Annotated in this window: 24 protein-coding genes and 1 pseudogene; 16 read left to right on the top strand and 9 right to left on the bottom strand. The window is 63.6% G+C overall.

What is annotated here, in order from left to right:
* Nucleotides 1-16: 16 nt before the first annotated feature.
* The 9 genes and pseudogenes from I6H87_RS33805 to I6H87_RS33765 all read right to left on the bottom strand — a co-directional run bounded on the left by I6H87_RS33805 (nt 17) and on the right by I6H87_RS33765 (nt 8,231).
* Nucleotides 17-906, bottom strand: a pseudogene (locus I6H87_RS33805) (DNA/RNA non-specific endonuclease).
* A 57-nt stretch (nt 907-963) separates the two neighbouring features.
* Entirely contained in the window at nt 964-1,554 is a 591-nt protein-coding gene (locus tag I6H87_RS33800) for a Lar family restriction alleviation protein (protein ID WP_011154238.1), read from the bottom strand.
* Between the two features lie 57 nt (nt 1,555-1,611).
* A complete protein-coding gene (locus I6H87_RS33795; RefSeq protein WP_041688736.1) occupies nt 1,612-1,884 on the bottom strand; it encodes a hypothetical protein in 273 nt (90 codons plus the stop codon).
* 2 nt (nt 1,885-1,886) lie between these two features.
* Nucleotides 1,887-3,128, bottom strand: a complete 1,242-nt coding sequence (locus I6H87_RS33790) for a DNA methyltransferase (protein ID WP_011154237.1) — start codon at nt 3,126-3,128, stop codon at nt 1,887-1,889.
* The gene (locus I6H87_RS33785) at nt 3,128-4,249 is read right to left on the bottom strand and encodes a phage Gp37/Gp68 family protein (RefSeq protein ID WP_011154236.1); all 1,122 of its coding nucleotides are present in this window, start codon (nt 4,247-4,249) and stop codon (nt 3,128-3,130) included. The genes I6H87_RS33790 and I6H87_RS33785 overlap by 1 nt, the downstream gene beginning before the upstream one ends.
* A gap of 471 nt (nt 4,250-4,720) precedes the next feature.
* Nucleotides 4,721-5,092: a hypothetical protein gene (locus tag I6H87_RS33780; RefSeq protein WP_011154235.1), complete on the bottom strand. Its 372-nt coding sequence runs from the start codon at nt 5,090-5,092 to the stop codon at nt 4,721-4,723.
* Nucleotides 5,082-6,311: a DUF1173 family protein gene (locus I6H87_RS33775; RefSeq protein WP_011154234.1), complete on the bottom strand. Its 1,230-nt coding sequence runs from the start codon at nt 6,309-6,311 to the stop codon at nt 5,082-5,084. The genes I6H87_RS33780 and I6H87_RS33775 overlap by 11 nt, the downstream gene beginning before the upstream one ends.
* Before the next feature lie 10 nt (nt 6,312-6,321).
* Nucleotides 6,322-7,782, bottom strand: a complete 1,461-nt coding sequence (locus I6H87_RS33770; protein ID WP_011154233.1) for a 3'-5' exonuclease — start codon at nt 7,780-7,782, stop codon at nt 6,322-6,324.
* On the bottom strand, nt 7,782-8,231 hold the full coding sequence (locus I6H87_RS33765) for a hypothetical protein (protein ID WP_041688734.1): 450 nt from the start codon (nt 8,229-8,231) through the stop codon (nt 7,782-7,784). Before I6H87_RS33765 ends, I6H87_RS33770 begins: the two co-directional genes overlap by 1 nt.
* Before the next feature lie 159 nt (nt 8,232-8,390).
* Here I6H87_RS33765 and I6H87_RS33760 point away from each other — a divergent pair, with 159 nt between their 5' ends.
* The 16 genes from I6H87_RS33760 (at nt 8,391) to I6H87_RS33685 (ending at nt 22,407) form a co-directional block, all read left to right on the top strand.
* The gene (locus I6H87_RS33760) at nt 8,391-8,912 is read left to right on the top strand and encodes a hypothetical protein (RefSeq protein WP_011154231.1); all 522 of its coding nucleotides are present in this window, start codon (nt 8,391-8,393) and stop codon (nt 8,910-8,912) included.
* 166 nt (nt 8,913-9,078) lie between these two features.
* Nucleotides 9,079-9,288, top strand: coding sequence for a hypothetical protein (locus I6H87_RS33755; protein ID WP_041688732.1), 210 nt, complete (start codon nt 9,079-9,081; stop codon nt 9,286-9,288).
* A gap of 85 nt (nt 9,289-9,373) precedes the next feature.
* Nucleotides 9,374-9,856, top strand: coding sequence for a hypothetical protein (locus tag I6H87_RS33750; RefSeq protein WP_011154229.1), 483 nt, complete (start codon nt 9,374-9,376; stop codon nt 9,854-9,856).
* 116 nt (nt 9,857-9,972) lie between these two features.
* Entirely contained in the window at nt 9,973-10,758 is a 786-nt protein-coding gene (locus tag I6H87_RS33745) for a hypothetical protein (protein ID WP_011154228.1), read from the top strand.
* A 62-nt stretch (nt 10,759-10,820) separates the two neighbouring features.
* On the top strand, nt 10,821-11,528 hold the full coding sequence (locus I6H87_RS33740) for a hypothetical protein (RefSeq protein ID WP_011154227.1): 708 nt from the start codon (nt 10,821-10,823) through the stop codon (nt 11,526-11,528).
* Nucleotides 11,529-11,605: 77 nt separating this feature from the next.
* Nucleotides 11,606-14,719 (top strand): helicase-related protein, encoded by a 3,114-nt coding sequence (locus I6H87_RS33735; protein ID WP_011154226.1) that lies wholly within the window; start codon nt 11,606-11,608, stop codon nt 14,717-14,719.
* On the top strand, nt 14,716-14,967 hold the full coding sequence (locus I6H87_RS33730; RefSeq protein ID WP_011154225.1) for a hypothetical protein: 252 nt from the start codon (nt 14,716-14,718) through the stop codon (nt 14,965-14,967). Before I6H87_RS33735 ends, I6H87_RS33730 begins: the two co-directional genes overlap by 4 nt.
* A gap of 453 nt (nt 14,968-15,420) precedes the next feature.
* Nucleotides 15,421-17,103 (top strand): PRTRC system ParB family protein, encoded by a 1,683-nt coding sequence (locus I6H87_RS33725; protein WP_011154224.1) that lies wholly within the window; start codon nt 15,421-15,423, stop codon nt 17,101-17,103.
* Nucleotides 17,104-17,177: 74 nt separating this feature from the next.
* Nucleotides 17,178-17,618 (top strand): PRTRC system protein E, encoded by a 441-nt coding sequence (locus tag I6H87_RS33720; RefSeq protein ID WP_011154223.1) that lies wholly within the window; start codon nt 17,178-17,180, stop codon nt 17,616-17,618.
* Nucleotides 17,619-17,628: 10 nt separating this feature from the next.
* Complete coding sequence (locus tag I6H87_RS33715; protein WP_011154222.1) at nt 17,629-17,853, top strand: PRTRC system protein C; 225 nt, start codon at nt 17,629-17,631, stop codon at nt 17,851-17,853.
* Between the two features lie 90 nt (nt 17,854-17,943).
* Nucleotides 17,944-19,083 (top strand): PRTRC system protein F, encoded by a 1,140-nt coding sequence (locus I6H87_RS33710; RefSeq protein ID WP_011154221.1) that lies wholly within the window; start codon nt 17,944-17,946, stop codon nt 19,081-19,083.
* A 9-nt stretch (nt 19,084-19,092) separates the two neighbouring features.
* Nucleotides 19,093-19,818: a PRTRC system protein B gene (locus I6H87_RS33705; protein WP_011154220.1), complete on the top strand. Its 726-nt coding sequence runs from the start codon at nt 19,093-19,095 to the stop codon at nt 19,816-19,818.
* Nucleotides 19,815-20,456 carry a PRTRC system protein A gene (locus I6H87_RS33700; protein WP_011154219.1) on the top strand — a complete coding sequence of 214 codons (642 nt, stop codon included), beginning with the start codon at nt 19,815-19,817 and terminating at the stop codon, nt 20,454-20,456. The genes I6H87_RS33705 and I6H87_RS33700 overlap by 4 nt, the downstream gene beginning before the upstream one ends.
* Complete coding sequence (locus I6H87_RS33695; RefSeq protein WP_011154218.1) at nt 20,453-21,256, top strand: PRTRC system ThiF family protein; 804 nt, start codon at nt 20,453-20,455, stop codon at nt 21,254-21,256. Before I6H87_RS33700 ends, I6H87_RS33695 begins: the two co-directional genes overlap by 4 nt.
* A gap of 145 nt (nt 21,257-21,401) precedes the next feature.
* The gene (locus tag I6H87_RS33690) at nt 21,402-21,728 is read left to right on the top strand and encodes a hypothetical protein (RefSeq protein ID WP_136227938.1); all 327 of its coding nucleotides are present in this window, start codon (nt 21,402-21,404) and stop codon (nt 21,726-21,728) included.
* Between the two features lie 205 nt (nt 21,729-21,933).
* Nucleotides 21,934-22,407, top strand: a complete 474-nt coding sequence (locus I6H87_RS33685; protein ID WP_041688728.1) for an outer membrane lipoprotein — start codon at nt 21,934-21,936, stop codon at nt 22,405-22,407.
* Nucleotides 22,408-22,481: the final 74 nt, after the last annotated feature.

Below are 22,481 nucleotides of genomic sequence, written 5' to 3'. Positions count from 1 at the left end.
CGGTCGAGATGGCTGGCTAACGTGCGTGGGCGAGGGCCAGCGACAGGATTGCACTTGCGTCCCGGATGGCTTGGTGGAGAGGCTCCGTCGCGCGCGAGGCCGCGGCGGCTTCGCCCGATGCAAGCCATGCGAACGCGACGCGGCGCGCCGCCTTCTCACCAGGGTGCGGGGTGGGAAGGGGCAGGTCCATCGCCGTGGCGTTCATGGCCTTGGGGAGTGTCGGAAACGGGTCGATCCCTGCAAAGTGCCGCAATTCTGCGACGCTAATGACACTGTACGCGGGCGTCGCGTCGTTGCGGACAAGGTAGACGGCGGCGCCAATGCCTGGCACGTGGATCGCTTTCCAAATGAAGTCGGGGATGTGCACGTGGCCCAGCGTCCTCGGGGTGCCGACGAATGCGGGGCCGGTCACCACCTGGATCGCACCGTGCTGGCGGGCCAGCCTGCGTGTGGACGTCTCGATGTGACTCCAGGTGCGGCGGTTCGACACGCTGTGTTGGGGGATAACGTTCGCGAGGCTGAAGCTCTCGGCTTGGGACGCCTTGTCCGGGAAGTCGCCGCTCGGGGCCCTCGATCCATGCCCGATCCGCGTCGGTAGTCGGCCAGCCTGGCGCGGTCGGCTTCGGGCAGTCGCTCCTCTTCGTAGAAGTCGCTGTCGCGTGGCAGCTTGCGCGCGGCGTCGACGGCCTCCCGCGTGAGACGCTCGGCAGACCACAGCGCGGTGCGTGTCTGGCTCGAATAGAGAACGGCGTAGGCGCGGTAGCACAGCAACTGCGTGCGGCCCGCTGGTTGAGTCGTGGGTTGGCCCGTAGGCAGGACGTGAGCACAGGCCTGTCCCGTGTCCCGTGCGCTTGCCGTGAGGGATGCAAGGGAGAGAACGACTGCTGCGAGAAGCTGGCGGGTCATCTGAGGGGAATTCCGTTGAAGTGGATACGCCTTCAGCTTGCCCGCCGCTGGGCAAAGTCAAGGCTGCCAATGATCCGGCAGGCTGTCGATGGCCTTACCGACGAATTCTTCCATGTCGAGGAGCGGCCAATCCTGATCCGCCAGACCCTCCTCCGCGACTTCCGCGGCCAAGGCCGGCACATGCTCAAAGCGCACCATCGGAGCGCCATCGATATGGATGACCTTCGCGCGCTGCAGCAGCTTCTGGTAGCGGGCGGCTTGCGAGAGAACAGTTTCGGGCGGGCCGACGTGCTTGAACTCGTAGCCGGGCTGGGTAAGGGCTGCAGCCATCGTCGCGAACATCGGTCCGTTGGCTTCCCAGTCGCTGGTTGTGGAGGCGAGAAGATTGAGGAAATAGGGGATGTCGGAGGAGGTCAGCGCACGCCGGGCGATCATGGAGATGGCTTCCTTGTCGGCCGGGCGAAGGTCGACGCGGCTGTTCCAGATGGCGCTGAGTCGCGGGAAGGCGGCGTCCCTATTCCTGGGATCGTTCTCGACCGGCGGCGTTGACATCCCGCATTCGTCGCAGGCGATGACGGCCTGGAGCCGGCCGGCGACGTAGGTGGGCGCGCCGCCGCAGTGCGCGCATTGAAAGAGGCCGCTAGGCATGGCGAGATCCAGTGCTGAAAAATGCCGGAATTATGCCTGCCCGCGGCTGGGGCTCGGTCAGTTCCGGTCGCCGGCGTGTTCAGAAGTTGTTTCGCTGGCAGCCAGATAGTCGGCTGTGGTGCTCAGGAAGGCTCTTCGATTTGCGCCCTGGACACCCTGGAGGATCTCAGCGTGATCACGCAACGCCGCGCCGACCTGCCAGAACTCGTTGAGCCAGTGGCCGGGCTCGCCCATCGGGCCGCCCATCCGGCCGGTGGCGATTGCCCCCCGAATGGCAAGGACGGTCTCGGGCTCGGGAAATTCTCTGTCTTCGTTGTCGTGGTGCTGCATTGCTATCGACCTTGGGAAGCCCATTGGAGGGCGGGGTGCATCAGGAAGCCGTCGGACTGACGAAACAGCTCGGCGGCGCCGCGAGCATACTGGAGGATCCATTCCGTGACGATCCAGCGCCTGCCCAATCGCTCGGCGGCGAGGCCCGTACGGATCGTGCCGCCGAACGGATCGACGACCAGGTCGCCAGGCTCGGTCAGGAATCTTGTAAAGAAGTCCGGGATGGCGGTAGGCTGCATGGCGCCTTGCGCGGGCAATCCAAGCGTCGCGGCCGCCCTGCGGTAGGCCAGGGTGTCGGCGCAGCGGTGGCCGCGTTCGACGACATTGCGGGAAAGCCGGCCGGATGTCGGATTGCCAAAGGACTGGGGTCGGATCCGATAGGCACCATCACCGTAACTGGCTGACCGCTGTTCGCCACCGGCTTCGAGCAGCCGCCGATGCCGTTCGGTATGGGCCTGCAGCACGCGGCGGTTGTCGGCACGGACACGGCCTGGATCGTTCGTCAGCCATAGTAATGGCTCGTATGCCGTTGCGAGGTGGACACGGTCCACGCATGCCCATCGAGTCGGGCCCGGCGGCTTGCTGTAGTTCACCCATGGAATGCGGTCCATCAGCGCCAAGCCGAGTCGGTCATGAAGGGCCAGCACAAGCCGCTCCATATAGAGGGATCGGGCGGGACTGCGGTGCTGGAAGATGTCGTTGGAAATGTTCAGGACGATGCTGCCGCCGGTCACGAGATTGGCAACGATCGGCTCGAGCGCCCCGCAGATGAAGTCGACATACTGGTTATCCGTAGGATTGCCATATGCCCTGGCTTGCCGCAGTGGGTATGGCGGCGACGTGACGCACAAGGCGATGGGTTCCGCCAATCCTCGAAACACATCCTCATTTCGAGCCCAGATGGCCATGCCGAGCATCGTGCTGAACGCGACCAGCTTGACGCCGTCAGCTGCACGGTCGAGGTCCTTGGTGACCGGCTGCGTGAGGCGCCAGAATCCCGTGCGATCGGCGACACGCTCGACAACACCGAGCGTCTTGAGCGTCTGCTGGTGCCAGCGAACCGCACGCTTGAATGGGCTATGCAGTGCCTTTGCAGTCCCGATCGGAACGCGCGCCGTGGCCGCGCTGTGATCGATGCCCGCCGAACGCGCCACAATATCGTAGAGAGCGCCGGTGGAGAGCCCATCTTCGGACGCGTCTGCAAACGCCGCGGCGACGTGTGCGAACAGGTCTAGTTGGCGCATCAGACTGCTCCACGACCCAGGGCGCGGTGGCAGGCCTCCGCCACGTCCAACGAGGTCACAGGGAAAGCGTCATGCAGCATCCCGTCGAGTTGCCGGCCTGCTGCCTTCTTGCCCACCCGGTCCATGACGGTGACTGGGAAGCGGCATTCGTCGCGTGCTCGGATGAAATCGTCTCCCTTCTGTAGCTGCTGGCCGTGCTTGTCGAGGCAGATGCCGCCGCCGACCCAGGTGCTGGCCTTGTTTACCCATTGCTCAAACGTCTCGAACGTTCGGAATGCCGGCTCGCCAGAGGTCGTGAGCACGGAAGCGGTATGCCACTCGCCCCACTGCTTTAGGAGGAAGGGCACGCCCGCCGCTGCGCACTGGTCCCGCAAGCTGCGCGACCAGGCAGGGTGCATCGGGCGTGCGTCGCTTCCGCTCTCACCGCCTGCGATGATCCAGTCGATCGAACCAGGGTTGTAATCGTTGCCGGACGTGTGTAGCAGCTCGCCCGTGATTGTCGAGAACACGTCGACGTGGCCGAGCAGGGGCTCCATGGACAGGAAGCGGGTCTTGGCGGGGACACGCAACAGCTTCGGAATGTCTCGTACCGCTTCGGCCTGATTGACGATCGTGGCCCCCAACCAGATATCCGCGGGTGCGTTGCCTGCGATCCACGTGGCCAGCCACGGCACCAAGGGATTCTCCGCGCAGTCGTCGCGCAGCATCAGTGCATTGAACGCTTCGCCCAGCCGCTTCATGGCGTTGCCGATGCGCTTGGTCAGCACGAGCTTGTCGAGGTTTGGGGTCTGCCGCCACACATCGAGCATGTCGATGAACCATTCGATTGGCACCTCGTTGTCGAACACATCGGCCAAGCTCGCGCAGAAGACGCGCTGGCGGCGCCCGTGCACCGCGGCGAAGGCAGCGTGCGCCAGGTTCCAGCGGAACGGCTTGCGCCAGTTGGTGGCGGACGTGCGCCGGCGCGGGGCGCCGGGCCCCCAGTTCTGGGCCTGGCCACCGCCAAAGCGGGCATTACGGGTCTCCGCGTAGCAGTGGTCACAGCCAGGGCCAACGTGCTGGCAGCCCTCCCACGGATTCCAGCTGTGGTCGGTCCATTCGATCTTTGTGTTTTCGCTCATTGTTGGTGGTCCTCGAACAGGTCCAGGGTTCGTGTGTCGCGCTCGGGCCGGTTGGCCTCGACGTGGAGGTGCGATGCAATCGAGCCGCAAAGCTCGCAGACACCTCGCCCGACGCTGACTGGCGAGTGCGGCTGCGACGCGCGGCCGATGTCCGTAGCGGCAGGTGTCTTCGGGGAGATATGAGGGGCGGCAGGTTTCATTGGGCTGGCTGGTTAGCTTGTGCGCGGCTACATTGGAGTCAGCGTATCGCGCGGTGGGCATTGTCAAGACGGGGGACTGCTATGTGGACCTGCACCGAATGCCGGCTGTCGGTGATGTTTTCGGCGGCCGATCCAGAACTGGACGAGAGAGGCTTCTTTTTCATCTGCAAGGGATGCGGCCATCGAAATCCGCTGCGCCGAGTAGGGCCGACGGAACGAGGTGAGGACGATCCGCTTTGTCTGGCTCAGGTCGTGGACGCCTGAGCCATGTTCAGCGGCGGCGCGGCGGTCGCGTTGGGGCAGCCTGGCGCGGAACCGGGAGACCGTAGCGGCCTGCAGCGGCTCGCAGATCGGCGACATCCACACTGTCGCTTGCGAGCGCTGCGAGGACCTCCTGCGCGAACCCGTGGAGTGCCGCCAACTCTTCTCCGATGGGGCCGTGTGTGTAGAGATACAGGCCGCTCGGCACGCGTCGCACGGCTGTGGTTTCCCTGGCCATTCGTTGCAGCAGCGCTTCAGCCATGTCCAGCCCGAGGCCGAGATGGCGCTCCAGAAGCGCAACTGACGCGGCGCGGTGCTGATGCACCAGTTCCAGCGCCTTGCCATACAGGGCGTCGGCGATCGGGATCCGATCAGCGTGCATCGGCTGCCCGTGTGCCAGCCGGCGGCACGCGGACGCTGGAAATCGACGTGGCTACCGCATCCCATTCCAGAAATGGAACGCCGGCAGTCTGGTAGTGCTGGCGCTTGCTCGCCGTCCGAGCGTCGTACGCGGGATTGCCGGCCATGCCGAGTACTTCGATGACCGTTTCGGGCTGGACATCGGTCAGGACGAAGTCGGGGTGTACCTCCGCTCGGCCGATATGCCGCAGCGGCTTGCGAAATGCCCGGCGCAGAGCGACCAGGTGATCGGCCATGGCGACCTCATGGGAGGAGTCGCAAGGCAGGAACTGCCGGTTTGCCAGCATGGCGCCAATATCGACGACCGTCAGGTAGTTCGAGCGGGACTTCTCAACGAGCAGGACAGCGACACACCGTTGCTCGGCCCGTCCGATGCCGGCCAGCGCGGTGCCAAAGGAAGCCTGCAGGCGTTCGTACAGTCCCGAGGACATGAAGAACCGCTGCGTGCTCTGGCGCAGGACGACCTTCCCTCCGTACTGGGTGGCGGCGTGCGACTCGATTTCGCCGATCAGAATGCCGCGGGGATTCCCGGCGGCGGTAGGCGAAAGCCTAGCCTGCCACGCCTCGAACTCGGCCAGGATTTCGGACTTCCGCGCCGGGTCCCACCGCTGCATGACGTGCAGCAGGCCGTCGGCGTCCTTGCCATTGATCCTGCAATCGTCCAGTTCGGCCGTCAACTGTGACCAGCAGCCGTTCCAGCTGCGGGCACCGGTACCAGGCCAGACATTAAGACCGGCCTGCTCCCAAGCGAATTCGAGGAGCGCCAGCAGGCCTGCGGATCGCCGTTGCGGCTTTGTGAACTGGCCCTTCGGCGTTCGCTGGACGGTTTTGGCCGGTGTGTGGGTGCTGACCGAAAGTGAGGCGTCGAGGCGGATATCGTGGCGGCCATCGCGCATGCGAAATGCGTCGAGACTGTCGGCGGCGCCGGGCGTTGTCTGGGTCTTCCGGTGGAAGGGGCATCCTTCGGCGTGCCGGAACGCCTGTTCCGGCCAGCGCGCGAGCAGGAAAATATCGCGGTGTCGCCGGATCACCAGTTTGGGCCGCGGCCGGCCCTCTGCGCAGCCGCATTCCGCGAATCCCTGGATCGTCTTGGCACGCTCGAGGTGGCGCGCGTAGCGGCCGGGATCTTCCAAAACCTCATCCAGCGGGTACTCGTTCCCGCCAATCCGCACGGTGATCATGGTCTCTCCTTTAGACACCGGCTTCCCGGAACATGGTGTAGAGGTCGCGCCGGATCTCGCTCACATCGAGCAGGCGCTTCGCGCGTGTCATGGCGACGTAAAGCAGGCGCATCTCTTCCGGTGCCATGGTGAGTTCGCCGTCGTCGCCGGTCTTGAACTTGAAGTCGCCGGCGAGCTGCACGCGCTCCCATTCGAGGCCCTTGGCCCGGTGGACGGTCGACACGATGTAGTCGGCCTCATCCTCTGGCGAGACGCGGGTGAGGATCAGGCGCAGATAGTCCACGCCCTCGTTGTCGATCAACGTGACGAGGGGCTTCAGGTCGCGGCCGGCGAACGATTCGGCATATTCCTGGACCTCTTCCCACGTTTCGAACAGGGCGAGGGTGGCGGGGTAGCCGATGCGCTGGCCGCGCATGAGCTGCTCGGCGCCGTCGGCAAAGGCGCGGAGCTCGTCGACGTTGGCGCGCACCGCCACGCGATCGCCCCGGCCGATGCCCTGGGCAAGGTGCGTCAGGACCGTCGCGTTCTTGCGGCACAGGATGGCGTCGAAGCGATCCTGTCCTGGCGTTGAGTCGTGCAGGATCCGGGACTCAACGTGGTCCTGTCCACGGACGGGCGTTTCCTCGTCCATGAGCCGCAGCACGCGGCTGGCCAGTTGAGCGATGGCCGGGCCGAAACGGAACGATTCGGTGAGAGCGCATTCAGGTGCACGAATATGCTCCATGGCGTTGACCGCGCCGCGCCATTCGTAGATCTGCTGGTACGGGTCGCCGACGTAGATGACCTGGGACTGCTGCGCGCGCAGCACCGACAGCATCAGGCCATCGGCATCCTGCGCTTCGTCGAACAGGATGAAGTCGGCACCAATGCGCGGCCGGCTGCGCTCCCACCTCTTTACGTAGACGTCGTGAACGATCGCTGACGGGGAAGCGGGGTCGAGGTATTCACCCCAGAGCCGCTTGACGTAGGGCAGCAGCGAGTCGCGCAGATGCTCGGCCTCCTCCTCCTTCACGATCGACTCCACTGGAATGTGCCACGCAAGAGGCTCGGCCTGTGCGGAGCGGCAGAAACGCGCCGCGCCGTCCATCACTATTCGGGCGACCTTGCTGGCGCTCAGTTCGAGATCCTTGCCGATCGTCGTCGGCAGGCGCAGCTTGGCGAGACCGTAGCGCAAAGCGAGCTGATGCGGCGGCTCGACCGGGTTCTTGAGCTTGCGGGTGAGTTCCGGCGGCGTGGCGCTGTACGCGAGCGAGTGGACGGTACGGCAGCGGGTGTTCTGCGGGAATTTCTGGGCAGCCTCGTTGGCGATGTCCTTGTTGAAGGCCAGATACAGCCCTCGCGCGCGGCCGCGGGCCTCGGCAGCCAGGCGTAGCGTCGACGTCTTGCCGGCGCCCGCATACGCCTTGACTTTCAGCGGCCCGCCGGCCTTGACCGCGTCGACAACGGAAGCCTGTTCGTCGGTGGGGACCATCAGGCGATCTCCAATGCAGTTTGCTCGGGCAGCGAGGCTAGAACGCGTCGGCGGATGGCCAGTGTGTCTGCACGTGCGGCTTCCGAGCGTCGCTCATACTCGCCACTGACCGTGTCGACGATGTAGGCGAAGTAGAGGGCGGTTGTAGGCCCGGTCCATGCCTTCCACTTTGCGCGGATCTCCGCACGTTGTTCATCGGAGAGCGAGAAGTAGATGGCGCGCTTCTCTCGCCAGACGCGTGCGTGCAAGGCGCGCGTTGTCCTTTCAAGGTTGTCGGAGCGCCGTTGCCGACGGGCAAGTTCCTCGTCGGGAGAATGCTGCTCGGCGGCCACGTGATCCGCAAAGAGCGGGTACCTGTCGCGCTCGCGCTGCTGTTTGCGCGCGAAGGCGGCCTGGCGACGGGTATTGAAGTCGATGGGGGTGTGGCGTTCGAGGCAAGAGAAGCGCATGGCGGGAAGGTTTGGATTGCTCTTACATCCAAGATACCGAGGCCGTCGAGAAGTCAAGGCGGCCGGCGCGCATGTTGCGCCGCGTATCATTCTCAGGCTGATTTCCGCCGCACCTGAAGGCGAAAGCTTTAGAATTTGCCGCGTCTTTCACGGAAAGCCATGTCTGAGCTCCCCATTCTCAAGTTCCGCGAGGTGTCCCTCGGCGCGCGCCCAAAGGGCGAGCGCGAAGCCATTCCACCGGGCGATCCGTCCTACGACGATATCGCGCTGATGGATGCACTCACCTTCCGGCGCTATCTGGATCGTGTCTTCTGGCATCCGCGTAGCGAGGTGCTGCGCTTCGAAGTGCGGGCCGTGCCCTCGCCGGCGGGCAGAATCTATGACGTGGTGGCGCTGGTTGCGCCAGGCGAGGGCGAGGTATGGTTTTCGGAACAAGCGTTGCCCGCCCGGTGGGACTACGTGGCGATCACCGAGATCAACTACGGGCTATCGAAGCGGCTTCGATCGGAACTCAAGGCCACAGGCAAGATCCCCGACGACTACCAGGCCTTCGACGATGGCCCATTGCCTGACTTCTCCAATCTGGAGAACCCCGAGGAGGTTGCGCAGCGGCGCTGGGCCGTGGTCGACCGGCTACGCGAGGCCAACCGACGAGATCGCATCGGGGCAAAGCGCGGCTGAGTTTGCGTGGCCCGCGGTTCGGTCCTTGTCCCGGCGTTCGACGCGCGGTAAGATTCGTCCACTCTCCGCGCTACTGCGCATCGACCCTGCCGGCGTACCGGCCATCTGCTTTTTCACCCATTGGGGCTTTTCCCAATGGGGAAGGCCCCGTTTTCGGAGCCTTCTCATGCGTATTTCATCCCGTATCAGCACGCTGGCTGTTCTCGCGACCGTCATCAATCTGTTCGCGGCGCTGTACTTCCTTGTGACCACTGGTGACGATCGCCTTGCTGCCATGCAGCTGCACCTCGTTGCCGAAATCGAGTTCCTGGTTCTCATCAGCTGGCTTCTCGCGAAGCTGCTGCATCTGGATCAGAAGCCTGCCACTGCGGGCTGACCGTCCTGGTCAGCCGCCAATCCACTACCCACCGGGGAACGCTCCCCGGTGGGGCGTTTCCCCAAGTTACATCCAAGGAAACGCCATGTTCCAGAAATTCCTCGAAATCGAAGTCGGTCCCGCACCGTGGGAAGAAGAATGCGCGCAGGTCGGCAGCGATGACTATGCCAAGCGCTCTCCAATGGAGTGCGCGGTGTACATCCGCCAACTGGGCCGGATCTTCGGCGTGCACGCGCCGGAAGTGCTGTCATTCGTGCGCAGGAGCTTCCCCCACGATTTCGGCCGCTATCACGAAGTGGTGGCCTGCATGAATGCGGCAGGCCATGCGCTGTTCGATGAGTCGCGCTTGCCTGCGCAGTGGGATCACGCCGCCCGGGCCGAACTGGCCTGGCTGTGCTTGAGCGATCGCTACCGCCGCTTGCTGCGGGATGGCGACTGCGAGCTGCTGGACGTGCCAGCCCTGTACCGACTTGGAACGATTCCGGATTTTCCCGATCATCCGGTCGCGCACTGGCTGGCGCTGGGTCTCGTGCCGATGCCTACCGGCCCGGCGCTGGCGTTCCACTGATCCAGCCTTACGGTAGACGAGATCGGCGACTCGGCCGGTCAGCCTGCTATCCCTTATTGGCCCGTTCGGGAGACCTCCCGTCGGGTGGTCTCCTATACATTTCTTGAGAGACCACCATGTACAAGGAAATCATTGAGCAGTTCATCGCCGCCCAGAAAGCAGCCCACGCCGCGTATGCCGCGGCCGCAGCTTTCGAGCGCGAGACCGTCGCCGCGATCCCTGACCACTATCGATCGGTTGAACTCCGTAGCGAATACCGTACGGCGCAAGAGCTGGAGAAGTTCTGCCGCTCGGTCGCCAGCGGCGTCGTCAATCGCGCCCGGCGCGAGTTTGCCCCGCAGGGCGCCCGTCTCGATATTGCCCACGAGGACGAGTACAAGCGCGCTGGGCTGGATATCGACGCAGCCCTGAGGGCTGGGAAGGTCCCAGACATCGACGGGCTCTGGGCATCGATGGCCCGCCGCTACGGCGGCCATGGCGGCGCGGAGCTGGCCTACCAGCAGGCTGCCCAGCGGATCATTTCCGGCTTCGGCCTCAACCGCAAGCGCGAAGTCAAGCGCACCGCCTCGGCGGTGGTCCTGCGCAAGCACGTCACCTCCGAAGCCTGCTATCGGCGGACGGCGCGCAAGGTGGGCTACTACAGCTACCAGAGCACGGCAGACTGCCTGTCTGGCCTCGCCACCTTTGCCGCCAAGGCGGGTCATCAGCTGCTGGCAGGCGCGCTCAGCCAGGTCAACGTGCACGACGTCGAGTACAACTACCGCGAGAAGCTCAGCTACCCCGGTCTGGACATCGTGTTCTTTAAGGACGCCTGGGAGTTCAAGGTCTCTCACCAGGTTGCAGACGATTTGATGCTATTCCTCGGCGAGTACGGCGAGGCCTTCATGCAGGAAGCCGCGTAGGCCCCATGTAAACTTTTACGTGTGGCGCCTAAGGGCGCCTCGTCTTCCTGGAGTAGAAGTACATGTACAACGCACGCATTGAGGCATTCCGCGCAGAGGAGACCCTTTCCGGATTCCAAGCTATGACGCCAGCGTCGGCTGACCTCAAGCGGTTCTGCCGCAAGCAGGTCGCCGAGATGATCCAGCGGGCCGGCGTCGAGTTTGGCATCGACGGTGCCCCCATCGCCATCGACGAAACACGCCTGGCTGTCGACGGCTATCCCAATATCTGGGAGGCCATCCGGGCCGGTGTCGTGCCGGACCTGGATCGCTTCTGGAACCTGCTGCGCGACACGTACGAGGCTGATGGGCCGGAGAAAGCCGAGCAGCAGATGGCGGCCACACTCGTTCGTGCCTTCGGCCTGGCCAGCAGTTCGGCCGTGCGCCGCTCCACCGTCTTCGTTCGGCTCAAGCTCATTGCGATATCGGAGACGGTCAGCGATGCCTCGCGGCCCTCGCGTCAATTGCATTTCGGCTCGTTGGAGCCTGTTACGCAGGCGTTCGCTGCACTCGCGGTCTTTGCACGCCGCAATGGCCACGCCGTTCTGGCGAGCTGCCTCGCGCAGTTCCATCCCGCCGATGTGTTTGAGTCGCAGCAGCGGCGCACCTTCCCAGGCCTCGACGTCATTCAGTACAACGAGTATTGGGAGTTGCGCTTCGCCACGCCAGTCGCTGACACGCTTCTGGCGTTCGTCCAGCGGCACGTCGGCATTTCACCTCAGTCCGCATAGCCGACCACGGGTTGCATCCCCCTTACGCCCCGTCAGTGACTTTCACCGACGGGGCTTTTTCTTTTCTGGAACCCATCATGTCTAATACTTGGTATGCGCCCTTGCGGGCGCTTGTCAGCCTTGGCTCTCAGGCCGAGAAAATCGCGCACCAGGGCGAGCTACACGCGGCGCGTCAGCGCCATCTGTCGCAGTTTTTCACGCCCGATGCCATTGCCCGCCTGATGTGGGGCGCGGTAACCCACTGGCAGCCTAACCGGAAGGTGTCGATACTCGATAATTCGGTCGGCTCGGCCCGCCTGCTGCAGTTCGCGGACCCGGGCACGCACAGCCTCTATGGCGTAGACGTGCACCAACCAACGATCGAGGCGGTGCAGCATGCCATCGAGGCTGCTGGCTTTGACGGCAGCTTTCGGCACGCCGGCATGGAGGAAATCCATCCGACGCGCTTCGATGTTGCCCTCATTAACCCGCCGTTCTCCATCCATCTGGAGTCGCCGCACCTGAAGCCCTACGACTGCACTACCTGGGGCCGATTTGGGGCCAACACCAGCGCCCTGAGTCATGAATATGGGCTGTACCAGGCACTCGACGCGGCGCAGATCGTGGTGGCACTGCTGCCCACAACCTTCGTCGACAAGTTCGCCGGCCTGGTGATCGGCCACGGCGAACCCTTCGCCGATGCGGCAAGGCGTGTGGTCGGCGTGTTCGACCTGCCAACGAGCGCCTTCCGGGAGGAAGGGGCGGAGGTGCGCACCTCCATTGCGGTATTCGCGCGCTACCGCATGCGCGCCCGCGATTTCGTGCGGCAAGCCGTGTCGGATTTGGCCGAGCCGCTGCCTGCGCTGGAACTGCAGGCCGAGGATCGTCTCTATGGCGAACCGCGGCTTGGCCACCAGCTGCTGGATGACGAAGGGCCCGCTATCACGCGTCCGGTGACCTCGCAGAAACGGGTACGCATCTCGCATGACGGGCGCCGCATCGTGCTCGGATTCGAGTGCGGGTTCGTCGAGGCGATGGTGCTCAATCGTGTGCTGGAGCGCCGCATCGTGTCGCTGGAGGGCCAGCGCCTGCCCCGTGGCTTTCGCTACGCAGGCACGGGCCGGCTGGATCTGGAGGCCTATCTGGTGCAGCCTGATCCGATCGGGGCATTGGGGACGCTCGTTGCCATGGTGAAGTCTGCCGGCGGTGAGCCGGAGTTTGCACCGGGCTTTCTCGAGCACTTCCGCCAGCGTCTGCGTCGCAGCATGCGTCAGGCGTTGCCCTTGCGCCATGCGGTCTGGACGACCGGCGTAGGCGCCGCCGATACCATCGTCGGTACGGCCACGAAGACGCATCTGGTCGACTCGTCGGTTTGGGGCGGCCCGGTTATCAAGGCCGGCCAGACGGTGCGCTTCGATCGGCAGCCCGACGGCCGCTACCAGTACACGGTGCGGGACAAGTGTTATGTCGTCTCGTTGGACGAGATCACCACCCGCTACAGCGTCGAGAAATCGGCGCAGGCGTGGGAGATCGTGCACGAGGGGATGGCCGTGCGCTATCCCGGGCAGGCCGAGCGGCTGCGCAAGCGGCTGCTGGCGCTGGGCATTGACCGGTGGCTGGACTGGCAATTCCAACAGGAAGACCTGGTTGAGCTGCTGCTCAAGCCCAACGGTGCTGTGGCCGCGTGGGAGCAGGGCTGCGGCAAGTCGCGTCTCGCGGCGGGCCTGATCCTGCTGTCCGGCGTGAAGCACGGCCTCATCGTTGTCGAGGCACGCCTGATCGCCGAGATGCGTGCCGAACTGGAGCAAGTCATGCCAGCATCGGACGTCCACGTAATTCAGTCGCCTGAGGATCTGGTGCATCTGGGCCGCCTCAATCTGATCGCCTATGAGCGCTTGCGCATGCCCGTCGACCGGCAGGCCTCGCGCCGCGTCACGTACGCGCACCGGCTGCGCCGTCGCATCGGCCTGCTGGTGGCCGATGAGGGTGAGCGCCTGTCCAACCCTGCCAGCGACCAGAGCCGCGCGCTCTGGCAGCTGTCGGCGAAGCGGCGCTATATCCTGACCGGCAGCCCGATTGCCAGCTATCCGCGCGATATCTTCGGACTGATCGCGTTCACGGGCGGTGACGGCACGGCGGCCCAGCCATATGGCTACCGGCGTGGCTACCTGGAAGCGAACTGGCTTGCTTCAGTGCAGCATGCCGAGCGCGGCATTGACCGTTTCCGCAGCGACTTTGTGGTGCTGGAATGGGTGACGTGGGAATTTGCCGAAAGCCTGCAGGATGGGGCCAAGCGCGAAGTGCCCAAGATCGGCAACCTGCCGCGGTACCGGCAGATGCTGGCGCCGCACGTGAAGCGCCGGTTGGTGTGCGAGCCCGATGTAGCCCGCTTTATCCGCATTGCGCCGCCCGCGGTCGAGGTGGTCGAGACGGACTGGGATCCTGCGCACTTGTCGTTCTATCTGCGGACGGCCGACGAGTTCGCCCAGTGGTACCGGGACGTGCGAAAGGTGGAAGGGAAGTCCAACAACCTGATCGCGATTCTGGCCCGCATCCGTGCCGTGCACTTCGCCGCCAACTACCCGCAGCATGGGGTGGATGGTGTCGGAGCGCTGGGGCAGCTGACCAGCAAGCAGCGCGCGGTGATCGAGCGGCTGGAAGCCATCGCCGGGGAGGGCAAGCAGGCCATCCTGTTTGCCGAGAATCCGGGCGTCATTAACCTCATCGCCAGCCAGTTGAAGGCGAAGGGGGTAGAGACGGTGCCGTTTCACGGCGGCATTCCGATTGCGAAGCGCGTGGCCGACAAGGACAAGCGTTTCGTCGGCGGCACTGCCACGGGCCTGTTGTGCACCAAGGCGTCGGGCCGGGCGGGCTACAACCTGCCCAATGCCGATTACGTGCTCTTCTACGACCGTTCGTGGACGTGGCGCATCGAGTACCAGGCGATGCGGCGCGCGCTGCGCTGGAACCGGAAGGGGCAGTTAAAGGTGGTCTATTTCCATCTGCCCGGGAGTCTAGATATCTACCAGGACCAGATGGTGGCGCACAAACGGGATGCCATGGAGGCGGGCCTGGACTGGGCGACACCGGAACTGGAAGACGAGGCGTTCCTGCACATGGACACGCTGTTGGACGAATTTGTCGACGATCTCGCGAAGCTGCACGGTCGCAAGGCCCGGGATCAACGTGAACTGCTCAAGGAGGCAGCATGAAAGCAAACGAGTGCAGCATCGCCATTGGCGAGGGGCTGGCAACGATCAAGCGACGCGGCACGCGTGGCACGACCGTTGCCCACATTCTCGGCACGATCGAGGCGGACGGGTTGGAAGTCGTCTGCCTGGACCGTCTCGTTCATGGCATCGCCGAGAGCGAGATGGACGGCTGGCAGGTTATTGGCGCGGTGACCAGCGTGCTGGCCAGGCCGATTGGACCCATTCCAGCGAAAAGCAGTCGAAATTGACCAACTTTCGGGGGATGCCTCTGGCTTAAATCACTTTAAGATCAGTTCCGTAGCGCGCCCCGCTACGGAATTGCCTCTCAAGTTGTACCCGTTCCCTCAGGCCCCCACTCGTTGGGGGCCATTTTTTTTTATGCACGCGAAGCCTGTGGCCGTAGCGTGCTGGGCCGCATCAGATTGGATTGAGGCGGTGTCCGGGGCACGCTCCAGGCTTAGCACCACATCGCCGCATCGGATGCGCAGCCATCTTGGCCATCAAATCTTGCTCGTCGAGACGAAATTCGAGTATCCTCACACCACACTTCGCGTCCCAGACGCATCGACCCCGCACCTTTTGGTGCCAGCTTCTGCAGTATGGTGGTCGCCGGCATAGCCTGGCAGTCCATCCTTCCACCCCATCGGGAACCACGTTCCCGGTGCGGCAACGGGTTCCCATTCCGTCTCGGAGAACCCAAAATGCAAAACCCCACCGTTGTCATTGGCAAGATCCGTCCTGGCCGTAACCCGCGCAAGTACTTTGATCCTGTCCAAATGGCTGAACTGACCGAATCCATTCGCGTGGACGGTATCCTTCAGCCGATTCTTATCCGTCCCGTTGAGGGCGATGAAAATGGGCATGAGTATGAAGTCGTTGCCGGTGAACGCCGCTATCGCGCCGCACTGGCCGCGCATGGCGAGGGATACCATATCCCCGTCACGCTCAAGGTGATCACCGACGCCGAGGCCGACCGCATGGCGTTGATTGAAAACGTGCAGCGTGCGGACATGGCGCCTTCCGAGGAGGCCGTGGCAGCATCGAGGATCGCAGGCCAGTTGCAGGGCGACCGCGACGAAGCGGCCCGCCTCCTTGGCTGGTCGCGCTCGACGCTGGACAAGCGCCTGGCTCTCATGAACTGCAGCGAATCGGTCCTGAATGCGCTCAACACGCGTGTCATCCAGCTCGGCCACGCTGAATTGCTGGCGACGCTCGCCAAGGCCACGCAGGACAAGCTCCTGCCGGTCATCGTGAGCGAGAAGAAGTCCGTATCCGAGTTGAAGAAGACCATCGAGGCTGCCGCGTGCAGCCTGGAGAAAGCCATCTTCGACAAGACGGAATGCGCAAGCTGCCAGCACAACTCTTCGTTGCAGACGGAGATGTTCGGCGAGGCAATTGCCACGGGCAACTGCACCAACCGCGCCTGCTATACCGAGAAGACCGACCGCAAGCTCGACAGCATCAGCTACGGGCTCAAGGACGAGTACCAGGTCATTCGCATCGTACGCCCCGGCGACAACCACACCCGCATCCAGCTTCAGGTCGATGGCTCGACTGGGGTGGGGGAGGAGCAAGCCAAGGCGTGCCACGGTTGCGAGAACTTCGGTGCCGCCGTCAGCGGACTGCCCGATTCACTGGGTAAGGTCTACAGTGGTCAGTGCTTCGACACCGTCTGCAACCAGCGGAAGGTGGCGGCACGCCTGAAGGCGGAGCGCGACGCGAAAGCGGCGGCGCAAAAGCCTGCAGGGGGCCCGGCCGGTTCCGGCAAGCCCGCGGCTGCGAAGGGCGGGGACAAGTCTTCGGCGTCAGCCGAGAAGCCTGTCACCTCGATCAGCGAGTCGGAGAAGGTCAAGAACTACCGGACCGATCTCTGGCGCAAGGCGCTGCGCAAGGAAGTCGCGCAGAACGCGGACCAGGCCAATGCCTACCTGATCTCGATCGCCCTCAATGGCCTCGCACGCAACATCGGCGGCGACAAGATGAGCAAGTTCTTCGAGAAGCTGACGGAGCAGAAGGCGTCATCGACGCTGCAAGGCTGCCTGACGGCGGTGCATGCACTGGACGCTGGCAAGCGCCAGCAACTGACCGTGGCGTTGACTGTCGCGGCAATTGACGGCATGGAGGTGCCGAACCTCAAGGAACTGTGCCGCTTCCACAAGCTCGATCTGCGCGCGCACTGGAGCCTGCAGAAGTCGCAATACTTCCTGGAGATGCTCACCAAGTCCGAGATGAAGGTTCTCGCGGACGAACTGGGCATTCGCAAGGCGCTGGGCGATAGCTTTGCCAAGCTGTTCAACAAGCCGAAACCCGAAGTCATTGCCGGCCTGCTGGCTGTCGATGGCTTTGACTACACCGGCAAGGTGCCCAAGGTCCTGGGCTTCTGATCACTTTCACTCTGCCTTAACGCAGGGCGCCATCCGGCGCCCTGCCTCACCCCATTTCCCCAAAAGGATTCACCATGTTCACTGAATTGGTCCCGCTCGTCCGCGCGAGCGACAAGGTTGTTGTTACGCTGTCCATGCATGGCGATGTCATGTCCGTTGTCGTGCTGCCAGTCATCAAGAATGCCGCGGATGCCGCGCTCACGTCGCCTCTGGTGCTGTCGGCAACGCCTGCGGACCTGGATGCCGAGTTCGCGGCGGCCGTCACGAGTGTGAGCGAATCGCATCGCTCGCTGGCCGAGCAGGCCGAGGCAACGAAGTCGATTCTCGATGCCGCCAAGTCCACGCAATCGTCCAATGCGACGAAGGCGCTGGCTAAGGCCGCATCGCCATCGGCGTCGGAAAGCGAAAGCGCTTCGGATGATGATGCGGATGCCGATGATGCCGCGCAGACCGAAGCGGACGCGAAGGTGAGTGCGCCGTCCTCGGTCGGTACTGATCTGGCATCCCTGCTCTAAGGAGACCGACATGGCACTCGAAATCAAGAAGTTGCTGCGTCAGTTCTCCTACAACGGCATGTCCTTTGTGGACCCTGGTCCGGCGTTCACGCCAGAGCAGGTGCGCGACATCTATTCGGCTCAGTATCCCGAGCTGACCACCGCCTCGGTGGATGGTCCGGAGGTCAAGGGCGAGGTTGCGAGCTTCACCTTCGTTCGCGCCGCCGGCGCCAAGGGCGCGCATGCGCGAATCTGACCTGATGAAAGCACTGGCAACCGGCCAGTTCGCTACCACCATGAAACCGCCCGAAAGGGCGGTTTTTTCACATTCTGAGGAGACTCAACAATGCTGTTCGATCCTCGGTCGTTTGTTCCAGAGGTCGATGCAGGACAACCCGCATGGACGCCTGCGCGACAGCATCCCATTGCCCGACGTCGACCTGCCCATGATTTTCTGACGCTGCCGGCCATCCCTGCTGGGGTTCCGAATAGCGGGCTGCTTACCTTCGGGGATGAGGTCGATGTTTTGGGCCTTGTCCGTGCACAGTTTGCCACCGGTGTGCTGCGTGCGAACGATGTTTCGACTCCAACGGGTGCGGGCGATGCATTCGCCCAGGCCATGTTTGCGTGGCTGCGCGCCCGCACACCTGAGTGCAAGCGCCTGAGTTTCGGCTTCTCGCTGATCGACATAGGCGCTGCAAAGGACCAGTTGATGCAATTCGGCTGGGAGGACGAGATCGAGGCGCCGCTGTATCTCGCCATCGACATGCCCGGCGACGACGTCTACTTCATTGGTGAAGCGCGCGCGAGCGCGCTGCGAGCGGTGCACCCGCACCTTCTCTACACCGCGATGTCGCTGATCAATACGGCTAGCGCGAAGTCGCTCTTCCTGCGCACCCCTGAAGCCCTGCTTGACCTGTTTGCGCGGTGGCACTGGGAGTACGACAGTACCCTTGCCGACGACAAGAACGCGAGGGAATTCCTTGCCGAGAGTTGTGACATGGATGAAGGCGACATCGAGCGATACCTGCCGTCTGTCGTTAGGCCGGAACTCGCACCGGATGACGTACTGCCACCGGCCTGCCACGGCTATCCGGCGTCGAGCAAGCTGCGAGCATTCGGTAGCAGGAAGCTCTATGAGCTGTCTCGCGCCAACAATGGCTGGGTCAAGGATCTATGTGTCGCGCTGGCCGAACTGAACCTGACCCTTAAGAGGCAGGGCGATAGGTCGGCCGTTGCAGGATCCCAGTGGGCCGAGCCGGCATACTCCGCGGCCACGCTCGCCTATAGGCAGTCCGACTACGTCACGCAGGTACTCGACGATCTGTATGACGGGCTCAACTGCAGCGGCGATGCAACGCTGTTCCAATGCTTCATACCCATTGCGGGCGAGCCAAAGGCGATCCGGCAGCAGTTCAGGGATCTGGACGGCATGCTGAAGACCATCGCGGCGCTCGATCGCGTTCTCACACTCATTTCTGACTAGGAGGGCCATATGGCCGAAATCCTGACCGCTACGCGGTCGCACGACGTGGCCCTGCAAGGGGCCATTTTGCTTTATGGGCAAGGGCCAGGGCAGTTCTCCTACGCCACGGCCCATCGCATCGAGCCGGATGGCTCGGGTCGCCCCGTCATTGGTGCCGGCACACCGCTGAACCGTATGGCGTTGATCCACGCAGTCCGTGAAGTGGCGGAGGCCTCGCTCCCCAACGGCGAGTTCCTCACACCCAACGTGCTGTCGATCAGCCCCACCGCGGTGACATGGTGGTGTCCCGCGGCGCAGCGTCGCGTTTTCTTCGACTGCAAGGAGTTCGGGAAGCGCAGTGCGGTTGTGCCACACCCCGCGCTTGTGTTCCAGGCATCGCAGTCCGGGTTCCGGGTCTTCGCCCTGAGAGGGGACGAGCGCCCCGTACCGGCCAGCGAGCTTTGCGAGCCGCCTTACTTCAATACCTGGGACCACGGGAAGATCTGCATCGGCTCAGCCCATGTGCCCAAGCAGATCGACGTGGCATCAATCGCAGGTTGGGAAGCCGGATTCTTCAACTCGGCATTTACCCATCCCAACCATGGCAGCAAGCGCGTGACGTACGAGCGCGGCGCCTATGCCTTCTGGAAGGACATGCTTGACGGGCAGTTTCCCGACTACCCCAAGCAAGTCCTCGTTCCCATGAAACTCAAGCTGGCGGATCTGATCGCCGGCAAACTGGAAAAGTCATCATGAATCCTGCTGACGCTGCCCTGCAGCAATCCTTTCCTTCTGTGATGGTGCCGCGCTTCGGAGCGCTCGCGCCCATGGAACGGTCCGGCGAGCGCCTGCTCATTGCGGCTAACGGCGTGTTCCTTGAGATCGTCCGGCCCTGGCTGAGCGTCGTCCGCCACCTCGGCGCTTTCCAGCATCGCACGGCCATTCCATACGGCGAGGCGGCAGAGACAACCGATCTGCGCTGCGGGCGCATCCCGGCTCAGTTGATCGGGGAGTTCGCCGCGATGGCGCGTGCCGCGCATCCCAAGGAAACTGGTGGGTGGGTGGTCTGGAATGCCGATAGCGCTTCGTTCCGGCTGGTGCCAGTGCAGATCCTGGAGCACAGCGGCGGGCACCTGAAGTACGAGCGTCCCCCACTGGCTGCAGACGATGTGCTGGTGGTCGACTGCCACTCGCATGGGCGTCACCCGGCGTTCTTCTCGTCTACCGACGATGACGACGACTGCCACGACGTGAAGTTTGCGTTCGTGATGGGCAACTGCGACGCGGCAACGCCTTCGATGGCACTGCGGCTGTGCGCCAAGGGCATTTTCGAGAACGTGGAGAAGGTTCCAGCCGACTGGTACGCCGCGGCGCGCGAGGAGGTGCTGGCATGACCTTCGAGCATCGCATTCCCGCGAACATGACGACGCGTGCCTGGAAGGTGGTAGTGGTAGGTGCCGGCGGCACCGGCAGCGCCTTGCTACCCAATCTGGCGCGGCTGCATCACGCCATGCTGGAGCTGGGCCACCCGGGCGGCATCGATTGCACGGTCTACGATGACGATACCGTCAGCGAGACCAATATCGGTCGTCAGGGCTTCTATCCCGTCGATGTGGGCCAGCACAAGGCCACGCTGATCGTGAACCGACTGAACAACCTGATGGGGACGCGCTGGGAAGCGCACACGCGTCGGGTTGCGAGCGGCGATCGCTTCGTCTGCGACATGGCAATTGGCTGTGTTGACACGCGGGCTGCCCGCAAGGCGATCCTTGGAGCGATGAAGCGTGGCACAGGTGGCTACTATCTTGACTGCGGCAACGAGTCGGACAGTGGTCAGGTGATTCTCGGCCAAGTGCGCGGCAAGGCGGCGCAGCGCTTGCCCCATGTCGGCGACCTTTTCCCCGAGCTGCTGGACCCGAAAGGGGACAAGGCCGACACTGCGCCGTCGTGTTCGATGGCAGAGGCGCTGCAGAAGCAGTCGCTGGTGATCAACCAGGCGATCGCGGTGCAGGCCTACAACTTGCTTTGGACGCTGTTTCGCACGGGGACGCTGAAGTACTGCGGCGCGTTCGTGAATTTGGCAGTGGGGCGTACGAATCCACTGCCGGTTGACCCGCAGGCCTGGGCGCGATTCGGGTATCACCTGCCCGAACCGAAGCAGCGCGCGAGCCGCGCCTCTCGCCATGCCGCTTGAACCCGCCGTCCCCGAAGTTTTGGGGATGGCATTTTTTTTGGATTCATTGCAGCGGCGCCCCACGTGGCGTTCGGCCCGCACCTATCATCGACCCGCCGGAACACAGCCCAGGTAGCTGCCTTCCGGAAGAATTGGAGTACACACTATGCAAGATCCTCATGCCTTTGCCTCTAAATACCGACCCGTTAGGGTAGCCGGCGACTGGCTACCCGACGACTTCGCAATCGATGCCTTCTGGAACGGTGTCAGTTGGAACGGCTTCGTGGTGCCATTGTTTACGCTGGCATCAGCGCAGCAACTATGCAAATCGATGCCAACCCTTGAGTTTGTAGCGAGTGATTCGTCATTCCTGCTTTCCGAAGAGCACGGTGCGGTAACCATCCAGGGACGGCCGTATCGCGTTGGCGAGGCATTGCTGATTCTTTATGCGATCGGCGACAGTTGGTGTTGGCGTCTCGCCGAATGCGGCTGACCGGAAGCCGCATTCGGCGCTTCGGTAAGTAGGCTGCGCCGGATTGAACGACTCCACAAACGCGCTCGACACTGCTAACATAGGTGCACCTACCGCGTCTCCGACGCATCGACACTTCCGGTTGTATAGCCGGACATCTCTTTTTTCCCCACCTACGGGCCTTCCTGCCCGTGGGCATGTTGGCCCCATTTTCGTTGAGGCCATCATGATCAAGCGATTCTTCCTGCTTTTCCTTTGCTGCGCCGTTTTCACTGGCTGCGCTGCTCAGCCGACTTCGCCCAATACCTACCGGGCGACGGAAGCGCTGCGCACAAGTAACGCTGAAGCTGTCACAGTCGTCAGGGTTCGCCCCGTCACGATTGTCGACAGGGACGGCATTATGTCGGCCCACACCGGCGTACCCGGTGTTCTCGGTGCCGTCGTTGGTGCGGTGCTTGGTGCGCGCATCATCGGCGACGGCAATGGCCGTTACCTGGCCGGCGCCCTGTCGGGCACCGTCTCGGCGGTCATCGCGCAGACGGCGGCGAACCAGTTGAGCCGCCGCGATGGCGTGGAAGTCATTGTCCGCACGGACAGTGGCCGCCAGGTCGTCGTGACCCAGGATGCGGATCAGCAGTTCGTCTCTGGCGAGCAGCTGTTTCTCGTCTCGGGTGCCGGCGGCTATCGCCTCACTCACTAACGGCCTCCGGTTCGGAGTCCCATTCCCTTCATTCTCCCCGCGCGGACCCTCCCGCGTGGGGGCTCTGTCGCGAA

Origin of the sequence: Cupriavidus necator (assembly GCF_016127575.1) — a bacterium.
GTDB classification, from domain to species: Bacteria; Pseudomonadota; Gammaproteobacteria; order Burkholderiales; family Burkholderiaceae; genus Cupriavidus; species Cupriavidus necator_D.
The sequence above is the reverse complement of the archived record's forward strand: the minus strand, read 5'-3'. Positions and strand labels throughout refer to the sequence as shown.